We start from the raw sequence: 14,802 nt of genomic DNA, 5'->3' as shown, positions 1-14,802 counted from the left end.
GCGAGCGTCGACCGCTTCGTGTGCCGTCATCTGCTGCCGTTTCTGGACGGGCAGCGGGCTCCGGCCGGCTCCGGGCGCCGCTCGCGGTCACGTGACGTGAGCTCAAATGCCGGGCGGAGGGCTCAAGTCGATTGCCACGGCGACGGTCGAGCGAAACGCGCACGACATCACCGCCGCAAAAAGGCAGGGCGGGCCGCTCAGTGGGCCTCCGTTCGGTGCGGAGGGCCCCGGGAAGGTCTCCGGTCCTCGCGGCGGGGCGATGCGGAAGGAACATGCGTTGACAGAGCAGTTGCGGCTGATGGCGGTCCACGCGCACCCGGATGACGAGTCCAGCAAGGGTGCTGCCAGCATGGCGAAGTATGTCGCCGAGGGCGTGGATGTCTTGGTGGCCACATGTACCGGGGGAGAGCGCGGCTCCGTTCTCAACCCGAAGCTTCAGGGTGACCCGGAGGTCGAGGCCAACCTCCAGCAGGTGCGGCGCAAGGAGATGGACGCCGCCCGCGAGATTCTGGGCGTCAAACAGGTCTGGCTGGGGTTCGTCGACTCCGGTCTGCCGGAGGGCGATCCGCTGCCTCCGCTGCCCGAGGGCTGTTTCGCGCTGGTGCCGGTGGAGGAGGCGGCCGAGCCGCTGATCCGGCTGATCCGGGAGTTCCGCCCGCACGTGATCACCACGTACGACGAGACCGGCGGTTACCCGCACCCCGACCACATCATGACCCACATGATCACGATGGCCGCGTTCGAGGCGGCCGGGGACCCCGACGCCTACCCGGAGTCCGGTGAGCCCTGGCAGCCGCTGAAGGTGTACTACAACCACGGCATGTCGATGGCCCGGATCCGCGCCTTCCACGCCTATCTGATGGAGCACGGCCGCGAGTCCCCCTTCGGCGAGTGGATCGCCGACTGGGACAAGGAGGGCCGCAGGGAACGCGAGTTCACCACCCGGGTGCAGTGCGCCGACTGGTTCGATGTGCGCGACCGGGTGCTGATCGCCCACGCCACCCAGATCGACCCGGACGGCCCGTGGTTCCTGGTGCCGCTCGACGTCCAGCGCGAGATCTGGCCGACCGAGGAGTACGAGCTGGCCCGCTCGCTGGTCGACACCTCGCTCCCTGAGGACGACCTGTTCGCCGGCATCACCGCCGACATCACCGTCTGACCCTGCCCTTGCCGAGGACTCCATCCGCTCAGGTGGGAGGCGGTGTCTCGACTCCGTGGAGCTTCGCGGCCAACCTCACGCCAGAATGCCCGCGTTGACGCTGATCGGCGCGGCAGTGTTGCCGTCCATCGACCGGAACGTCGGCCGCGGTCCGCAGATGGTGCACCCGGGGTCGCCTCGGCCCCGCAGCACGAATCGACTCTCGCTTGAATATTCATGAGTCGCACCCTAGGCTGTGACATGAAAGTTCAAGTGTGTGGTCGGCTTCGCGCCGGACGGTGAGCGCCGACCACTTCGCGCGTTAGGGAGAAGACATGTCTCGTTCTGTACAGAGTGTGCCTCGGGTGGGCGGGAAGGCCCGGAACATCGTCCTGTGGGTCCTTCGGGTCGTGCTGGCCGGCGTGTTCGTCATGGTGGGGGCTTCGAAGTTGGCCGGCGCGCAGGACATGGTCAAAATCTTCCAGGACGTCGGTGCCGGGCAATGGCTTCGGTACGTCACCGGCTCCTTGGAGCTGGCCGGGGCCGTCCTGTTGCTCGTTCCCCGACTGAGTGCCCTGGGTGGTCTGATACTCACCGGGGTCATGACGGGCGCATTCCTGACCTGCTTGTTCGTGATCGACGAGAGTCCGGTACCGGCAGCGGTGCTGCTCGTCCTGGCGGCAGTCGTCACGTGGAACCGCCGTCAGCGCACGGTCGGCGTCGTCGGCCAGAGCGGGACGTCCGCTTGATCGGTCCGGGCCCGGCTCGAGGGTCCGGCCTGCGTTGCTCATGAAGTCGCACGGTGCCGTCCGCCGCGTAGAGCGGGCAATGCCGGAAAGTTTTCGCGCACGTTGCCGGACTGTCGCGGAGCTGAATGGGAGCCAGTCCAAGAGGAGGACATGTGACGGTCCAAGTGAACAACGTGCCAGGAGCGAACCGCTATGAGGCTCGCGTCGATGGAGCGGCCAGGGTCGCGGGCGTCGCGGAGTACATCCGTACGACGACACTCGTTGCGTTCCTGCACACCGAGGTGGCGCCGGAGTATGCGGGCGGGGGAGTCGGGTCCGCCCTGGTCCGCTCCGCCCTCGATAACACACGCGCCTCGAGGCTCCTCGTGCTGGCCACATGCCCGTTCTTCGCGGGCTGGATCGCCCGCCACCCCGAGTACCAGGACCTGCTGTACCAGTCACGCAGCAAGGTCAGTGACTGAACGAACGACCGAGCAGCCGAACACAATGGTCAAGGAGGCCCGAATGAGCGGCAGATCCGAGAAGAAGACGTACGAGGGGCAATCGATCACGGTCACGTTCGAGGCCAGGCGCTGCCTGCACGCCGCCGAATGCGTCCGTGGCCTGCCCGAGGTCTTCGACACGGCGAAGCGCCCGTGGATCCAGCCGGACGGTGCCGCGGCCGACCGCCTGACCGAGGTGGTGCGGCGCTGCCCCTCGGGCGCGCTGCAGTACGAACTCGCGGACGGCGGGACGGAAACCCCGGACCGGTCTGCGCGGATCGTCCGCGGCTCCACGGGCAGCTGACCGTGCGCGGTGAGCTGAGCGTGGAAACCGCGGAAGGCACGCGCGCCGAGACCAGGACGATCCTGTGCGCCTGCGGGCAGAGCGGCCATCAGCCGTACTGCGACCACTCGGGGCCCTGCGGTGAGTGATGTCGGGGTGACCGTCCTGCGGAAGAAATGGCCCGGGCCGCGTCGCCGTCGACGACGGGAACGGATCGGCGGGCACCCTGAGCCAGCCGGATCAGGGCCCGCCTGAAGGACCTCTACCTGCTGCCGCGCGGCACGCTCCCGCTCCTCCAACGGCCCCAACACTGACGGCTTTCGGCGCCCCCGCCGTAGAGACGACAGCCGCCGGGCCGCGGTTCTGCCAGGGGGACCAGGGGTGGGCGCATCGGCTCGCTTTGAACGCCCACGCTTGAACCTTCATGTGTCGCTGGCATAGGATGTGACATGAAAATTCAAGTAAGTGGCCGACCCTGTACCACTCATCAATTCAGTCTCTCGCGTGCTGCCGAGGAGTCCCACCGTGTCATCCCCCCAACAGGCCCCCATAGGCGTGGGCATCGTCGGTCTTTCCGCCAGGCGCGGTTGGGCTTCGCAGGCCCACCTGCCCGCGCTGCAACAGCTGGACGGCTTTGAGCTGCGCGCACTTTCTGCGAGCAGCGCCGAGTCCGCGCGGCAGGCCGCGGAGCAGTACGGAGTCGCGCGGTCCTTCGGGACGGCTGGCGAACTGGCGGCGGCCGACGAGGTCGACCTGGTGGTGGTCACCGTGAAGGTGCCGGACCATCGGGAGATCATCCAATCCGCCCTGGCTGCAGGGAAGATGGTGTTCTCCGAGTGGCCGTTGGGCAACGGACTGGCCGAGGCCGAGGAACTGGCGGCCACCGCTGCCGAGCGCGGGCTGCACACGTTCACCGGACTGCAGGCCCGGTCCGCGCCGGCATGAGGTTCCCCCGAGATGCGGGAAGAGGTGACAGAGGGTCAGATGGGTTTCATGAGAGGAGCCCAGACGATGCCTGCGCCGAGGAAGTACCCGCTGGAGTTGCGTGAGCGTGCGGTCCGGATGTACCGGAGTGCCGAGCCGAAGCCTGTGATCCGCCGCATGGCCGAGGAGCTCGGCGTGCACCACGAGGCCCTGCGCAACTGGATCCGGCAGGCCGAGGCCGATGCCGGCGAGAGAGACGACATGCTCACCACCGCCGAGCGGGAGGAGCTTGCCGCTCTGCGCAAGGAGAATGCCCAGCTCAAGCGGGCGAATGAGGTCCTGCGGACGGCCTCGGCTTTTTTCGCGGCCCAGCTCGACCCGACCCGGCCCAGGTGACGGCGCTCGTTGACGAGCACCCGCATCTGGGGGTCGAGCCCGTACTCCGGGAATTGAACATCCCCTCCTCCACCTACTACCGGTGGCGCCAGGCCGAGACCGAGCCGTGCGAACGGCACCGCCGGGATGCCGAGCTGACCGGCAGGATCCGGCAGGTCTACGAGGATTCCGGCGGGATCTACGGCTCTCCCCGTGTGCATGCCGTCCTCAGGCGTGAGGGCGTCCATGTCGGCCGCAAACGGGTCGAGCGGCTCATGCGGCAGGCTGGCCTGGCCGGGATCAGCCCCCGCCGGGGCAAGGGCTTCACCCGACGTGACCCGGACGCCGATCTGGCCCCTGACCTGGTGCAACGCGACTTCACCGCGAACGGGCCGAACCGGCTGTGGGTCACCGACCTGACCATGATCCCCACCGGGGAGGGGCCGCTGTGGCTGTCCGCGATCCGCGACGCGTTCTCCCGCCGGGTCGTGGCCTGGGAGACCTCCGCCCGCGCGGACGCGGACCTGGTCCTCACCTCGCTGGAGTATGCCCTGGCCAGCCGCGAAGTCGCCCCCGGCGAGCTCGTTCACCACGCCGACCACGGCTGTCAATACACGTCCGTGAAGCTCACAACACGCCTGGTCAGGGCCGGTATCCAGGCGTCCATGGGCTCGGTTGGCGACTCGTTCGACAATGCCCTGGCGGAGAACCTGTGGATGGTCATCAAGACCGAATGCATCCGCGGCCGCGTCTTCGCGACCCGGGCCGAAGCGAACCTCGCGCTCTTCGAATACATCGACGGCTTCTACAACACCCGCCGCATCCAGAAACGACTCGGCTGGCTCAGCCCGATCGAGTTCGAGGAGAAGCACTACGCCGACCAGGCAGCGACCGAACAAGTGAACCTGAAACCACGTCAACCTGCCCTGACCAGCTAGTCAGCCACTCCCGCGCTGCGGGGGAACCTCAGCAGTGCGCTACCTGCGCGATCTGGTCGCCGACGGTTACGTGGGCGAGGTGCTCTCGACGAGCCTGGTGGCCTCGGGAGGAGGCTGGGGAGCGGTCTTCCCTGAAAACGGCGCCTACCTGCTGGATCGCGCCAACGGCGCAACCATGCTGACCATCCCGTTCGGGCACACCATGAGCGGCCTGACCATGGTGCTCGGCGATGTCGAGAAGATCACCGCTGTCACCGCCACCCGCCACCGAGAAGTCAAGGACCCGCAGTCCGGCCGGGTCTACCGGCCCGACGTCGCCGACCAGGTGGTGTTCGGAGGCGTGCTCTCCTCCGGCGCCGTGGCCTCTGTCCACTACCGCGGCGGCATCTCGCGCGGCACCAACTTCCACTGGGAGATCAACGGAACGGACGGCGACCTGGTCGTCACCGGCGACACCGGACACCTTCAGTTGGGCGAGTTCACCATCGAAGGGGCGCACGGATCCGACGCCAAGCTCAGCCGGCTCACCGTACCCGAGCGGTACTTCCACCCCGCACTCCAGGAGCTGCGCGGCACCCCCGCATACAACATCGGCGCCGCCTACGCGCAGATCCGGCGTGACCTGACAGATGGCACCTCCGAGATCCCCGACTTTGCCCACGCAGCCCGACACCACCGACTGCTCGACCGGATCGAGCGCGCGGCGGAGCGCGCCTGACGGGCCTTCCCCCGCGATGGTGGACATGCTCCATTGATCACGCGGCGAGCGTGAGTTTAGTGGTGTGGTGTCGGTGTTCGTATTCGTTAGGGCTGCGTTGGCCGTTGGCCGAGTGCCGACGGCGGGTGTTGTAGCGGGTCAGCCAGGAGAAGACGGTCCTGCGGCAGGCGCCGGCGTCGCCGTAGTCGTGGGCGCCCTGGAGGGTCTCGCGTTTCAGGGATGCATGGAAGCTTTCGCAGGCCGCGTTGTCCGCGCTGGTGCCGACCGCGCCCATCGACCGGGTGACCCCGAGCTGGTCGCAGAGGCCCAGGCCACCCACATGACCCTGAGAATGCTCGCGGAGCGCATCGAGCAGCTCACCGGGCAGATCGATGAGCTGAACCAGCGCCTCACCCGGCTCGTCGAAGCCCACGCCCCACAGCTACTCGTACCGGTGGGCATCGGTCCGGACAGCGCCGTCACTCTCCTGATCACCATGGGAGACAACCCCGAGCGACTGAGCACCGAGGCGTCCTTTGCTGCCCTTTGCGGAGTCAGTCCCATCGAGTACTCCTCCGGCCGGCGGAGCACGCGCCGGCTCAACCACGGCGGCGACCGGCAGGCCAACGCTGCCCTGCATCGCATCGTCTTCACCCGACTACGTCACGACCCGCGCACCCAGGCGTACTACGAGCGCCGCACCCAGGAGGGCAAGACCCGACGTGAGATCATCCGATGCCTCAAGCGGTATGCCGCCCGCGAGGTCTTCAACCTGGTCAGGCCGATTGCCCGCACCCCCACGTTATAGGGGCGTCGGTGAGAGGTGCGTTCGAAGGCAAGCCCCTACAGGCGCGGCCGGCGGGGGCTTCCGGGCGGGTGTGCTGCAGCTCCGGCGGTGGCACGGTACCCCCCCCCGGGCTCTCCTCCACCGAGCACTTGACGCGAGGGCGTAGTGATGACACACGCCTGCGGTAGATGCGTCCCGGGTACCTCGGCGACCAGTAGGCCATGTCATTCGCTTCTGCAAAGTTGAATGCCTCCGGGAGGTCTTTGAGGGGATGCCTGCCACCGCCTGGCCTAGGGGGTACCAGCTTCTCGCCGACGCGGATGCGAAGTGCCGGGCATGGCTGGTCGGGCTTCGGCCGGAGCGGGCCAGGGGCGCTACCGTCTGCCTGTCCAGCTCGCCGTGTGCGCGGACGATGGGTATTCCTCGAAGAGTGGGGGCGCTCCACATCGCGCGGTCAACGGCTCGCGTAGGGATGGGCGGCAATGGGCGGCACGGCGGGATGGGGGTGCTGGCCGTGGGCGCCCCAGGGCCGGCGTGCCTCATTCCGCCTCCCCTGTCGTGTCCCCGAGGCGATCGGTCTCGGAGAGGGCCAGCATGCGGGCCGCGGTGAGCGGGTCCTCGGGGTCGGCCGCGGCGGCCAGCAGCCGGGCGGCTGTTCCGGCCGGCTCATCCGGCGGGACGACCAGGAGGACCCAGCGTCCCACGGAGCCGCAGTCCAGGGAGATGACGTGCGTCTCGCCTCCGGGGCCGGCCGGCTCCACGGCGATCACCCGTCCGGGCGCCATGACGCTGCGCGGGGTGTCGGGCCATTCGGCGGGGTCCACGGTGACCCGTACCGTCGTGTCCGGGTCCGGTTCCAAGGAGCCGGCGTGCGAGGGAAGTTCGAGCTCCAGTGCAGCCCAACGCGGCCACCAGGTCCCGTCCAGCGGGCCGTGGCTGACGTCCGGGGTGAGGGCCAGGCGAGGCGTGGGCATGCGATACGTGTGCGCATGGGCCGAGGAAGCACCTTCGGCCGGTGTTCTGGAGTCGTCGGACGACTGCCCGTTTCGTCACTCGCCGGGAACGGCACCGCCGGTCGCGCTGCGCGAAAAGCTCTCGGTGCGGTCAGCTTACCTCTGGATGAGGAGAAGAGGACGGGCGAGAAGGGGACGGGTCAGTCGTCCGGCGGTGCCTCCTCCGGCTTCGCCCGATCCTCATGCTCCTCTTTGTTCCTCCTCCTGCTCCTCCATCAGACGGATGCCCTCATGTGTCAGCGCGACGGTGGCGGGGGTGTGGTGTGATGTCCAGTCCACACTGATCAGGCCCTCGTCGGCCAGATAGGCGCAGGCGGCGGAGAGATCCTCGTCGAGCAGGCCCAGCTCGGCGCGCAGCGCCGAACCGTTGACCTCGGGGCGGTTGTGCTCGACGGCCCCGTACAGGGATCGCAGGACCGCCTTCCGGTTGTTCTTGCGTTCGCGGAGTTTCGTCATGGCTGTCGTTCTCCGGTTCGACGGCCGCGCGAGGACGGAGGCGACGGCGGATCCCCGGGCCGCTCGGATCCGGGTCACACCTCGTCGGCGTGCGGCTGTGTCTGCTCTGTCGAGGCGCTGGTCGTGAGCCAGGACAGTGCGGGCTCCGCCGCTTGAGCGGTGTCGAGGGTGATGTGGAGGCGGGTCCCTCCTGCGGGGCCCACGGGATAGCTGCGCTGCTCGGTCGAGGCGAAGCAGCGCCGGAGCACTTCGGCGACGCGCCGGGCGACCTCTGGCGTCGCGGCCACGATGCGGACCTCGGCGTGGCCTTCGGACGGAAAGGGCTCGTGTGTCATACGGACCTCCTGGCAAGTGGGGGTGCGACCACCGCTGAGGCCACTGCCCGACGCCCGTCGACGGCCCGGGGCTGCGGCGCGTCGCCGCGGTAGCCCCCTTTTCAAGGGTATGCCGGGCAAGGGAGCGAGCGTGCCACGGCCGACCCCTCGCGGAAGACCGGCGCTCGCCCGGAGTGGGTTGTCGCCGTCGTCGGCCGCCACCGTGCCACCGTGGCGGGACCGGCCGGGAGTACGGGTGGAGACACCGAGGGCATGCCGCGCACCGGCTCCGACACCGGTGCCGCTCTCGGTGATCGGCGACGCCGGGTGTCCGCGCCCGGGGCAGGGTTCGATCCATGAGCGCGCACATGCTCCTCCCGACGACCTCGGACCTCCCCGTGCCCCGGTCGGCACCGGGCAGGTCGCGCACGCGCAGGCCGGGCGGACCGGTGCGGGAGCGGGGATCCTCGCCCCACGAGGGAGAACGCCTCCGCCCGCTGACGCGAGGCCAGGTCGAGGACCACCTGCAGGAGCTGGGTGACCTGTACGCGGAGGTCTTCGGCGCGGCCCCTGGGCGTGGAACGAGGCGCGTGCCGCCTTCCTGCGACACCTCGAGGCCGACGCACCACGCCCCGGGTTCTCGCTGCTGATCGCGGAGGTCACGGTCCTGACCGGATACGCCTACGGCTTTCCCGTGGGCGGCGCCGGTCCTTGGCGGGCGGGCTTCGACGGACACGTTCGGGAAAGCCTGCTCCGCCGCGTCGCCCCGGGCGGCTCTTCGTCGTCTCCGGGATCGTCGTCCCCTCCCGCGTGCGTCGGGAGAACCAAGGCCGTGCCCGGAACCTCGCCCGGCGCCTCCAGCGGTGACTGCTCGCCGACCACGTCGCCGCGCTCGGAGTCAGATGGGTGGAAGCCCGGGACGCCGGGGTGGCCGAGACGTTGAGGTCGTGGGGGTGGCGGAGCGCCGAGGGCGACACCCACACGGCCGGACCACCCTGCTTGTTCCACGTGCTGGTGCTGTCTGTGGTGGCGTGAGCAGCGCCGTCGGTGCTGCCGGGTGGCATCAGGCGGACAGTCGGTCGCACAGGGTGTGCAGCGGTTCGTCCGCGAGGGGAGGGGATGAAACGGCTCAGTCGTCCGAGCCCGTTGTCCAGGTCGCTGCCTGGAGCCTCGATCAGGCGGTCCGCGGCGGCAAACCTGCCGCACTGGCAGTTGGGGCAAAACGGCACGATTTGGATGTAAGGCACTAGCCTCGGGCCATGGTGACGCGCACCCGGCTGTATCACGACGGCACTCTGGTCCTGGAGGGCTTTCCCGCCAGTGACGTCTCTGCGCATCTCGCTGATCCGGCGTCAGTCCTGTGGCTGGACCTGCACCGGCCCGGAGACGCTGAACTCGCCATGCTCGGTCAGGAGTTCGGCATCCACGAACTGGCTCTGGAGGATGCCGCTCACCATGGACAGCGGCCGAAACTCGACCGCTATCGCACCCACGAGTTCCTCAGCGCCTATGCCGTGGCCGTCAGCCCGGACGGTGCGCAGCTGACGTACAGCGAGATCGCCGTATTCCTCACCGGCCAGGCCATGATCACCGTCCGCAAGGACGACGGCCTCGACATCGAGGACGTCGTCGCCCGCTGGGACGAGAGCCCGGATCTGGCCGGCCACGGCGTCGGATTCCTGCTGCACGGCCTGCTCGACCATCTCGTGGACGGACACTTCGCCGCCGTCCAGCAACTGGACGACAGCATCGAGGAGCTGGAGGGCCTGCTCTTCGCGGCCGGGCGCCGTGAGATCGAAGCCGTGCAGCGCCGGGTCTTCGCACTGCGCAAATCGCTCGTCCGGCTGCGCCGCGTCGTGCTTCCGATGCGCGAGGTGGTCAACGGGCTCATGCGCCCCGGCCTGCACCTGATCACCGACCCTCTCGTCCCGTACTACCAGGACGTCTACGACCACGTGCTGCGTGCGACCGAGTGGACGGAATCACTGCGGGACCTGGTGGCCTCGGTCATGGAGACGAACCTCTCGGTCCAGGCCAACAGCATGAATCTGATCATGAAGAAGGTGACGAGCTGGGCCGCGATCATCGCCGTTCCCACCGCGATCACCGGCTACTACGGCCAGAACCTCCCCTATCCCGGTTTCGGCCACGAGTCGGGCTTCATCACCTCCGCCGCCGTCATCGTGCTCCTGTCCGCATTGCTGTATCTGACGTTCAAGCGCAAGGACTGGCTCTGACCGGCATCGGCACCGGCGACCAGGTCCCGAAGGCAGGAAACTACCTGGTCATGGCGGGCTTTTCGGGCCGGTGAGCGGAGTAGTGTGAAGACACCGGGAGTTTTTCGCGCACCGGCTCCGCTGCGGGTGCCGTTTCCGGTGATCGACAGCACCGGGCCGCACCCACGAGCCCGGGGACAGGTCCGCGCCATGGCCGTGACCATTGACCGTACGACATCGAGCAGGCGCACGCCGTCGCCGGCGGCCCGGCTGTCCCTGAGACCCGCGCCGGGCGGGCTGGACGGCATGTGGTGGCCTCGCTCCCGTGCCCTCACCCGTGAGCTGCCCACCCTGACGGCCGCACTGGGCGATCTCTGGGGTCTTATCACGGGTGTCACCGTGCACCCGGCCTACTGGCCCGTCCTGCCGCACTGGGTGTCCTACGCCGGGCGCACCGTGCAGGTGGGCTGGTCCACCGAGGAGCAGGATCCCCACAGACTCACTCTTTTCTCCGCTGACGGCCGCCGGGACGTGCTGGTGATTCCGCCGGAAACCGGTGCGGATGCCGCCGCGCAGTTGATGGTCGGCGACGGCGTCGATGCCTCGGCCCGGGAGCAAGCAGCAGACAGGATCGATGCACGAAACAGGGAAGAAGCCTGGGAGGCCGACGGCGGAGCAGGTCGACCGTCGTCCCGGCCCCGGCCCATCGGCTCAGCAGGGCCTTCGCCCGCCGGTCGGCGGAGGTGAGATCCCATGCTCGTCATCGCCGCGGGCGTGCTGCTCGTCCTGATCGCCGTCGGAGTCGTTCTGATCCACCAGCTCAATGGTCAGCACGCCGAACGGATCGCTGCCTTCCACTACAGCGATGTTCTGCCGGGGATCGGGCGTCGGACCCGGAGACACCGTCGGTCGGCGGTGGATGCGACCGTTCCGACGCGCCCCACCGCGACGGTGACCGCGGATGACATCGACTTCGGCCCGACCGTGGGCGGTAGAGGAAGGCGCGTCATGGCGATGTTGCGAGACCGGAAGACGTACCGCGAGAGGATCATGCAGGCTCTGTACCAAGCCGCCGAGGGCAATCGCCTCCTGGGCGTCGATGGGGCGAAGCTCCGCACCGACCTGGGTATCCCTGAGCAGGACATGGCCGCTGCCTGTATGTACCTGGCTGGTGAAGGCTGGGTCGTCGTGGACTGGGAGAGGGGCAACACGCCCGCGATGATCACGCTGACGCACCAGGGGATCCGGCAGATGGAGACGGAAGAGGAAGGGCGTGGCTGAACCGCCGCGTCGGCTTCTCGGACCGAAGTGAACTCTCGCAAGGATTGCTTATGGCGGATTAGTCCCTTTGACGTAACCTGGAAAGCGGGTCGGCGCACGCTCACGTGCAATGACCCGGAAGGGCGGCTCCGGCGGGTATACGCCGGAGCCGTTGCCTGTTTCCGCAACCGCGCCTGCGGCGAAGCGCTCGCGGGAGCGTCGTGCGGAGTACCGTGAGGTAGCAGGGTCGTATCGTGGTCGCACGCCGTGCGGTCGCACTGCTCTCTGCGGACGGGCGGACACCATGGCAGGCTCAGACACCCCCGACTTCCCCAGGCTCCTGCCGGACGCCGTGCACCGGTCGGTGAAACCCGGAACGGCCCTGCTGCGACTGGAGACCACCCACGCACGCGAGGGAATCCTGGACGGCGCATGGTGGCCGCGGTCCCGGGACATCGGTGCCGAGCTTCCCTCGCTGATCTCCGCGTTGACCGAGCATCTCGGGCCTGTCACCCGGGTCGGTCTGGACGGCAGCGCCTGGGACGAACTGCCGACCCGGGTGATGGTCGACGACCGGGTCGTGCACATCGACTCCTTCCCGGTCGGTGACGACACCGTCCTCATCACCCGAGGCGAAGGGGACCTTTTCTCTCTGTTGCTGGTCCCTCCGGACACGTCGCCCGACGCGGCACGCGCCGCGATGGCCAGGGCCGTACGGGCCGAAAACGTCACCGAGGCCAGGCAGATCCTCATCGAAACGGGCAGCGACACGCCACCTACGCCGGCCTGACACGTCCGTCGCAGATCGACTCCCCACCCGGCCTGGACGCTAGATGCGGGCGAACTCCTCCGTCTGCTGGGCGAATTCCCGGGCCATGGCAGCGCTGACCGTGGGCTTGGTGTCGCGGATCGTGTCCAGGTAGTCGTCGGTGGTGGGGGTGGTCCGGGTTCCGGTGTCGAAGGTGCGCTCGAACTGGGCCTGGGAGACGGTGCGCGCCGCGTGGGCGATGTCGGCGGGGGTGAACCCCTCGCTGGCGGACGCGAGTACCGCGCTGTCGGCCCGTGCGCCTGCTCGGGCCAGGTAGCTCTCCCACAGCGCGGTCCTGGCGGTGTGGTCGGGAGGGCCGATCGGCAGCACGTAGTCGAAGCGGCCGTGCCGCAGGAACGCGGAGTCGAGCGTGGTCACGTTGTTCGTGGCGCAGACGAGCAGCCGTCCGTCCTGGCTTCGGAACCGGACGATCGCCTTGAGCAGTTCGTTGACGACGCCGACAGCGGTCGCGTCCGCGCCGCCGCGTTCGCCGGCGACCTCCTCGACCTCGTCGATGAAGACGAGGACGTGGTCGAGCCGGGCGATCTCGTCGAAGCGCCGGTTCAGCCCGGTCGCCAGGCCGTACTCGGCGGCCAGACGGGCGGGGAACAGTTCGAGGAAGGGCCATCCCAGGCGGCTGGCGATCGCGTGCGCGAACGTGCTCTTGCCGGTCCCGGGCGGGCCGAACAGCATCACCGCCCGTGGCGGTTCCACTCCGTGCTGGGCGGCCAGTTCGGGATGGGCCAGCGGCAGGACCAGGCGCCGCTCGATGAGCTGCTTCTCCCGTTGCATGCCCGCGACCTTCTGCCACAGCCCCCCTGGGGGCAGCTCCGCTCCGAGCGAGGACAGCGTGCCGGCCGACTGCGGGGTCACCGGTCCGCGTTTCTCGAAGAAGACCAGCCCGGGGCGGGCGCCGAAGTCACAGTTGCGCAGGGCGGTGGCACCGGTCTCGCCCTCGGGCAGGGCGGCCTGCACCGCGCGGACGCCGACGGCGAAGAGCCGTTGCTCAAGGGCGGTGATCAGAGCACTCCCCAGCCCTCGCTGCCGCCAGCCGGGCGCCATGCAGATGCGCAGGATCCATGCCCGTTCGCCCTCCACCCTGCTCACCGCGGCGCCGATCAGCACGTCGTCGGCCGTGGCCACCACGGCCGGGTGGCGGGTCTGGAGGGCCGTCACGGCGTCCGAGAGCGGGAAGAGCGGCGGCTCCTCGGTCGTGCCGCTCTGCATGTCGACACGGATCACCGCTTCGAGATCGTCCTGGGTGTAGTCCCTGACCCGCCAACCCGTCATGATCAGCTCCGCGTGTTCGGCCGTACCCCCATCATCAGCCGGTGCCCGGAGGATGCGCGCGACAGGCGACGGTCACGAATCCTCCCTGGTGCCACGGATCGCTCGGGCCGTAGTCGGCTTCACGCCGCGGTGCCGGGCGCGCTGCCTGCCGGGCTGAGGGACGTGTGGGTGCGGCCGGTGCCGGCCGGTGGCGCTGCCGCGGCGGGTGCGGCGGCAGCAGTTTCCCGGGCGAGGAAGGAGCCGAGCTCGCCGATCGTGCTCATGAGGGGGGCCGGGAAGACGACGGTGGTGTTCTGGTCGACACCGATCTCCACCAGGCTCTGGAGATTGCGCAGTTGAAGCGCCAGGGGGTGGGCCATCATGGTGTCCGAGGCGTCGCCGAGCGCGGCTGCGGCCAGGGACTCGCCCTCCGCGTTGATGATCTTCGCTCGCTTCTCCCGCTCGGCCTCGGCCTGGCGGGCCATGGCGCGCTTCATGGTGTCGGGCAGCTGGATGTCCTTGAGCTCGACCAGCGTGACCTGCACACCCCAGTCGACGGTGGTGACGTCCAGGATCTGGCGGATGTCCAGGTTGATGCGGTCCGTCTCCGACAGTGTCTCGTCGAGCGTGTGCCGGCCGACGACCTTCCGCAGGGTGGTCTGGGCGATCTGGTTGATCGCCGCGTTGACGTTCTCCACGGCGACGACCGACTTCACGGCGTCGACGACCCGGAAGTAGGCGACCGCCGACACGTCCACGCTCACGTTGTCCCGGGTGATGATGCCCTGGGACTGGATCGGCATGGTGACGACCCGCAGCGACACCCGGTGCAGGGCGTCGACGAACGGGATGATGAACCGCAGTCCCGGGGAGCGTGTTCCGGCGAGTCGGCCGAAGCGGAACAGCACTCCCTTCTCGTACTGCTTGACAACCTTCACGGACAGGGCGAGGGCCAGGACGGCCAGAAGACCGATCACGACGATGAGAACGATCAGGGCTTGCATGTACTGCTCCTCGGGACGAGGACCACGTGGGGCGGAGACTCGCCGGTCGAGACCCCTGCATGTGCCTGCGCCGGCTCGTGAGGCAGGTC

At 68.9% G+C, this 14,802-nt stretch carries 16 protein-coding genes and 3 pseudogenes; 13 read left to right on the top strand and 6 right to left on the bottom strand.

Annotated features, from left to right (window positions below):
* Positions 1-277 precede the first annotated feature (277 nt).
* From mca to ACFY2Z_RS34250, 8 genes and pseudogenes are all read left to right on the top strand, one after another.
* Complete coding sequence (gene mca, locus ACFY2Z_RS34285; protein ID WP_390747927.1) at positions 278-1,159, top strand: mycothiol conjugate amidase Mca; 882 nt, start codon at positions 278-280, stop codon at positions 1,157-1,159.
* Between the two features lie 344 nt (positions 1,160-1,503).
* Positions 1,504-1,887 (top strand): DoxX family protein, encoded by a 384-nt coding sequence (locus ACFY2Z_RS34280; protein ID WP_352357915.1) that lies wholly within the window; start codon positions 1,504-1,506, stop codon positions 1,885-1,887.
* A gap of 152 nt (positions 1,888-2,039) precedes the next feature.
* Positions 2,040-2,348: a GNAT family N-acetyltransferase gene (locus ACFY2Z_RS34275; RefSeq protein WP_390747926.1), complete on the top strand. Its 309-nt coding sequence runs from the start codon at positions 2,040-2,042 to the stop codon at positions 2,346-2,348.
* Positions 2,349-2,391: 43 nt separating this feature from the next.
* A pseudogene (locus ACFY2Z_RS34270) lies at positions 2,392-2,801 on the top strand ((4Fe-4S)-binding protein).
* A 355-nt stretch (positions 2,802-3,156) separates the two neighbouring features.
* Positions 3,157-3,594: pseudogene (locus ACFY2Z_RS34265) on the top strand (Gfo/Idh/MocA family oxidoreductase); the annotation flags it as partial.
* Positions 3,595-3,663: 69 nt separating this feature from the next.
* Positions 3,664-3,972 (top strand): transposase, encoded by a 309-nt coding sequence (locus tag ACFY2Z_RS34260; RefSeq protein WP_358720795.1) that lies wholly within the window; start codon positions 3,664-3,666, stop codon positions 3,970-3,972.
* Positions 3,969-4,889 (top strand): IS3 family transposase, encoded by a 921-nt coding sequence (locus ACFY2Z_RS34255; RefSeq protein ID WP_358720793.1) that lies wholly within the window; start codon positions 3,969-3,971, stop codon positions 4,887-4,889. The genes ACFY2Z_RS34260 and ACFY2Z_RS34255 overlap by 4 nt, the downstream gene beginning before the upstream one ends.
* 34 nt (positions 4,890-4,923) lie before the next feature.
* The gene (locus ACFY2Z_RS34250) at positions 4,924-5,607 is read left to right on the top strand and encodes a hypothetical protein (protein WP_390747925.1); all 684 of its coding nucleotides are present in this window, start codon (positions 4,924-4,926) and stop codon (positions 5,605-5,607) included.
* Positions 5,608-5,644: 37 nt separating this feature from the next.
* Here the strand turns inward: ACFY2Z_RS34250 and ACFY2Z_RS34245 are convergent.
* Positions 5,645-5,911 (bottom strand): annotated as a pseudogene (locus ACFY2Z_RS34245) (integrase core domain-containing protein); the annotation flags it as partial.
* A 15-nt stretch (positions 5,912-5,926) separates the two neighbouring features.
* Between ACFY2Z_RS34245 and ACFY2Z_RS34240 the strand changes: the two are divergent.
* The gene (locus ACFY2Z_RS34240) at positions 5,927-6,394 is read left to right on the top strand and encodes a transposase (protein WP_352357909.1); all 468 of its coding nucleotides are present in this window, start codon (positions 5,927-5,929) and stop codon (positions 6,392-6,394) included.
* A gap of 518 nt (positions 6,395-6,912) precedes the next feature.
* On the opposite strand, the gene ACFY2Z_RS34235 is transcribed toward ACFY2Z_RS34240, so the two are convergent.
* From ACFY2Z_RS34235 to ACFY2Z_RS34225, 3 genes are all read right to left on the bottom strand, one after another.
* Positions 6,913-7,347: a DUF5994 family protein gene (locus tag ACFY2Z_RS34235; protein ID WP_352357907.1), complete on the bottom strand. Its 435-nt coding sequence runs from the start codon at positions 7,345-7,347 to the stop codon at positions 6,913-6,915.
* A gap of 219 nt (positions 7,348-7,566) precedes the next feature.
* Complete coding sequence (locus tag ACFY2Z_RS34230) at positions 7,567-7,842, bottom strand: hypothetical protein (protein ID WP_352357905.1); 276 nt, start codon at positions 7,840-7,842, stop codon at positions 7,567-7,569.
* Positions 7,843-7,916: 74 nt separating this feature from the next.
* Entirely contained in the window at positions 7,917-8,177 is a 261-nt protein-coding gene (locus tag ACFY2Z_RS34225; protein ID WP_330337017.1) for a hypothetical protein, read from the bottom strand.
* A gap of 1,238 nt (positions 8,178-9,415) precedes the next feature.
* On the opposite strand from ACFY2Z_RS34225, the gene ACFY2Z_RS34220 reads away from it, so the two are divergent.
* The 4 genes from ACFY2Z_RS34220 (at position 9,416) to ACFY2Z_RS34205 (ending at position 12,422) form a co-directional block, all read left to right on the top strand.
* Complete coding sequence (locus tag ACFY2Z_RS34220; RefSeq protein ID WP_390747924.1) at positions 9,416-10,393, top strand: magnesium transporter CorA family protein; 978 nt, start codon at positions 9,416-9,418, stop codon at positions 10,391-10,393.
* 189 nt (positions 10,394-10,582) lie between these two features.
* Positions 10,583-11,119 (top strand): DUF5994 family protein, encoded by a 537-nt coding sequence (locus ACFY2Z_RS34215; protein WP_352357901.1) that lies wholly within the window; start codon positions 10,583-10,585, stop codon positions 11,117-11,119.
* 261 nt (positions 11,120-11,380) lie between these two features.
* A complete protein-coding gene (locus tag ACFY2Z_RS34210) occupies positions 11,381-11,653 on the top strand; it encodes a hypothetical protein (protein WP_067247669.1) in 273 nt (90 codons plus the stop codon).
* A gap of 283 nt (positions 11,654-11,936) precedes the next feature.
* Positions 11,937-12,422, top strand: a complete 486-nt coding sequence (locus ACFY2Z_RS34205) for a DUF5994 family protein (protein WP_069777876.1) — start codon at positions 11,937-11,939, stop codon at positions 12,420-12,422.
* 39 nt (positions 12,423-12,461) lie between these two features.
* On the opposite strand, the gene ACFY2Z_RS34200 is transcribed toward ACFY2Z_RS34205, so the two are convergent.
* Together ACFY2Z_RS34200 and ACFY2Z_RS34195 are read right to left on the bottom strand one after the other, a co-directional pair.
* On the bottom strand, positions 12,462-13,730 hold the full coding sequence (locus ACFY2Z_RS34200) for a bifunctional GNAT family N-acetyltransferase/ATP-binding protein (RefSeq protein WP_352357897.1): 1,269 nt from the start codon (positions 13,728-13,730) through the stop codon (positions 12,462-12,464).
* A gap of 119 nt (positions 13,731-13,849) precedes the next feature.
* Positions 13,850-14,713 carry a slipin family protein gene (locus tag ACFY2Z_RS34195; RefSeq protein ID WP_350834317.1) on the bottom strand — a complete coding sequence of 288 codons (864 nt, stop codon included), beginning with the start codon at positions 14,711-14,713 and terminating at the stop codon, positions 13,850-13,852.
* Positions 14,714-14,802: the final 89 nt, after the last annotated feature.

The organism is Streptomyces sp. NPDC001222 (assembly GCF_042896945.1).
Classification (GTDB): domain Bacteria; phylum Actinomycetota; class Actinomycetes; order Streptomycetales; family Streptomycetaceae; genus Streptomyces; species Streptomyces gibsoniae.
The sequence above is the reverse complement of the archived record's forward strand: the minus strand, read 5'-3'. Positions and strand labels throughout refer to the sequence as shown.

Bases quoted from the DNA above. Each gene is read 5' to 3' on its own strand.
- ACFY2Z_RS34260 (WP_358720795.1), top strand. From the start codon at position 3,664: ATGCCTGCGCCGAGGAAGTACCCGCTGGAGTTGCGTGAGCGTGCGGTC.
- ACFY2Z_RS34240 (WP_352357909.1), top strand. From the start codon at position 5,927: ATGACCCTGAGAATGCTCGCGGAGCGCATCGAGCAGCTCACCGGGCAG.
- ACFY2Z_RS34235 (WP_352357907.1), bottom strand. From the start codon at position 7,347: ATGCCCACGCCTCGCCTGGCCCTCACCCCGGACGTCAGCCACGGCCCG.
- ACFY2Z_RS34230 (WP_352357905.1), bottom strand. From the start codon at position 7,842: ATGACGAAACTCCGCGAACGCAAGAACAACCGGAAGGCGGTCCTGCGA.
- ACFY2Z_RS34225 (WP_330337017.1), bottom strand. From the start codon at position 8,177: ATGACACACGAGCCCTTTCCGTCCGAAGGCCACGCCGAGGTCCGCATC.
- ACFY2Z_RS34220 (WP_390747924.1), top strand. From the start codon at position 9,416: ATGGTGACGCGCACCCGGCTGTATCACGACGGCACTCTGGTCCTGGAG.
- ACFY2Z_RS34215 (WP_352357901.1), top strand. From the start codon at position 10,583: ATGGCCGTGACCATTGACCGTACGACATCGAGCAGGCGCACGCCGTCG.
- ACFY2Z_RS34210 (WP_067247669.1), top strand. From the start codon at position 11,381: ATGGCGATGTTGCGAGACCGGAAGACGTACCGCGAGAGGATCATGCAG.
- ACFY2Z_RS34205 (WP_069777876.1), top strand. From the start codon at position 11,937: ATGGCAGGCTCAGACACCCCCGACTTCCCCAGGCTCCTGCCGGACGCC.
- ACFY2Z_RS34200 (WP_352357897.1), bottom strand. From the start codon at position 13,730: ATGACGGGTTGGCGGGTCAGGGACTACACCCAGGACGATCTCGAAGCG.
- ACFY2Z_RS34195 (WP_350834317.1), bottom strand. From the start codon at position 14,713: ATGCAAGCCCTGATCGTTCTCATCGTCGTGATCGGTCTTCTGGCCGTC.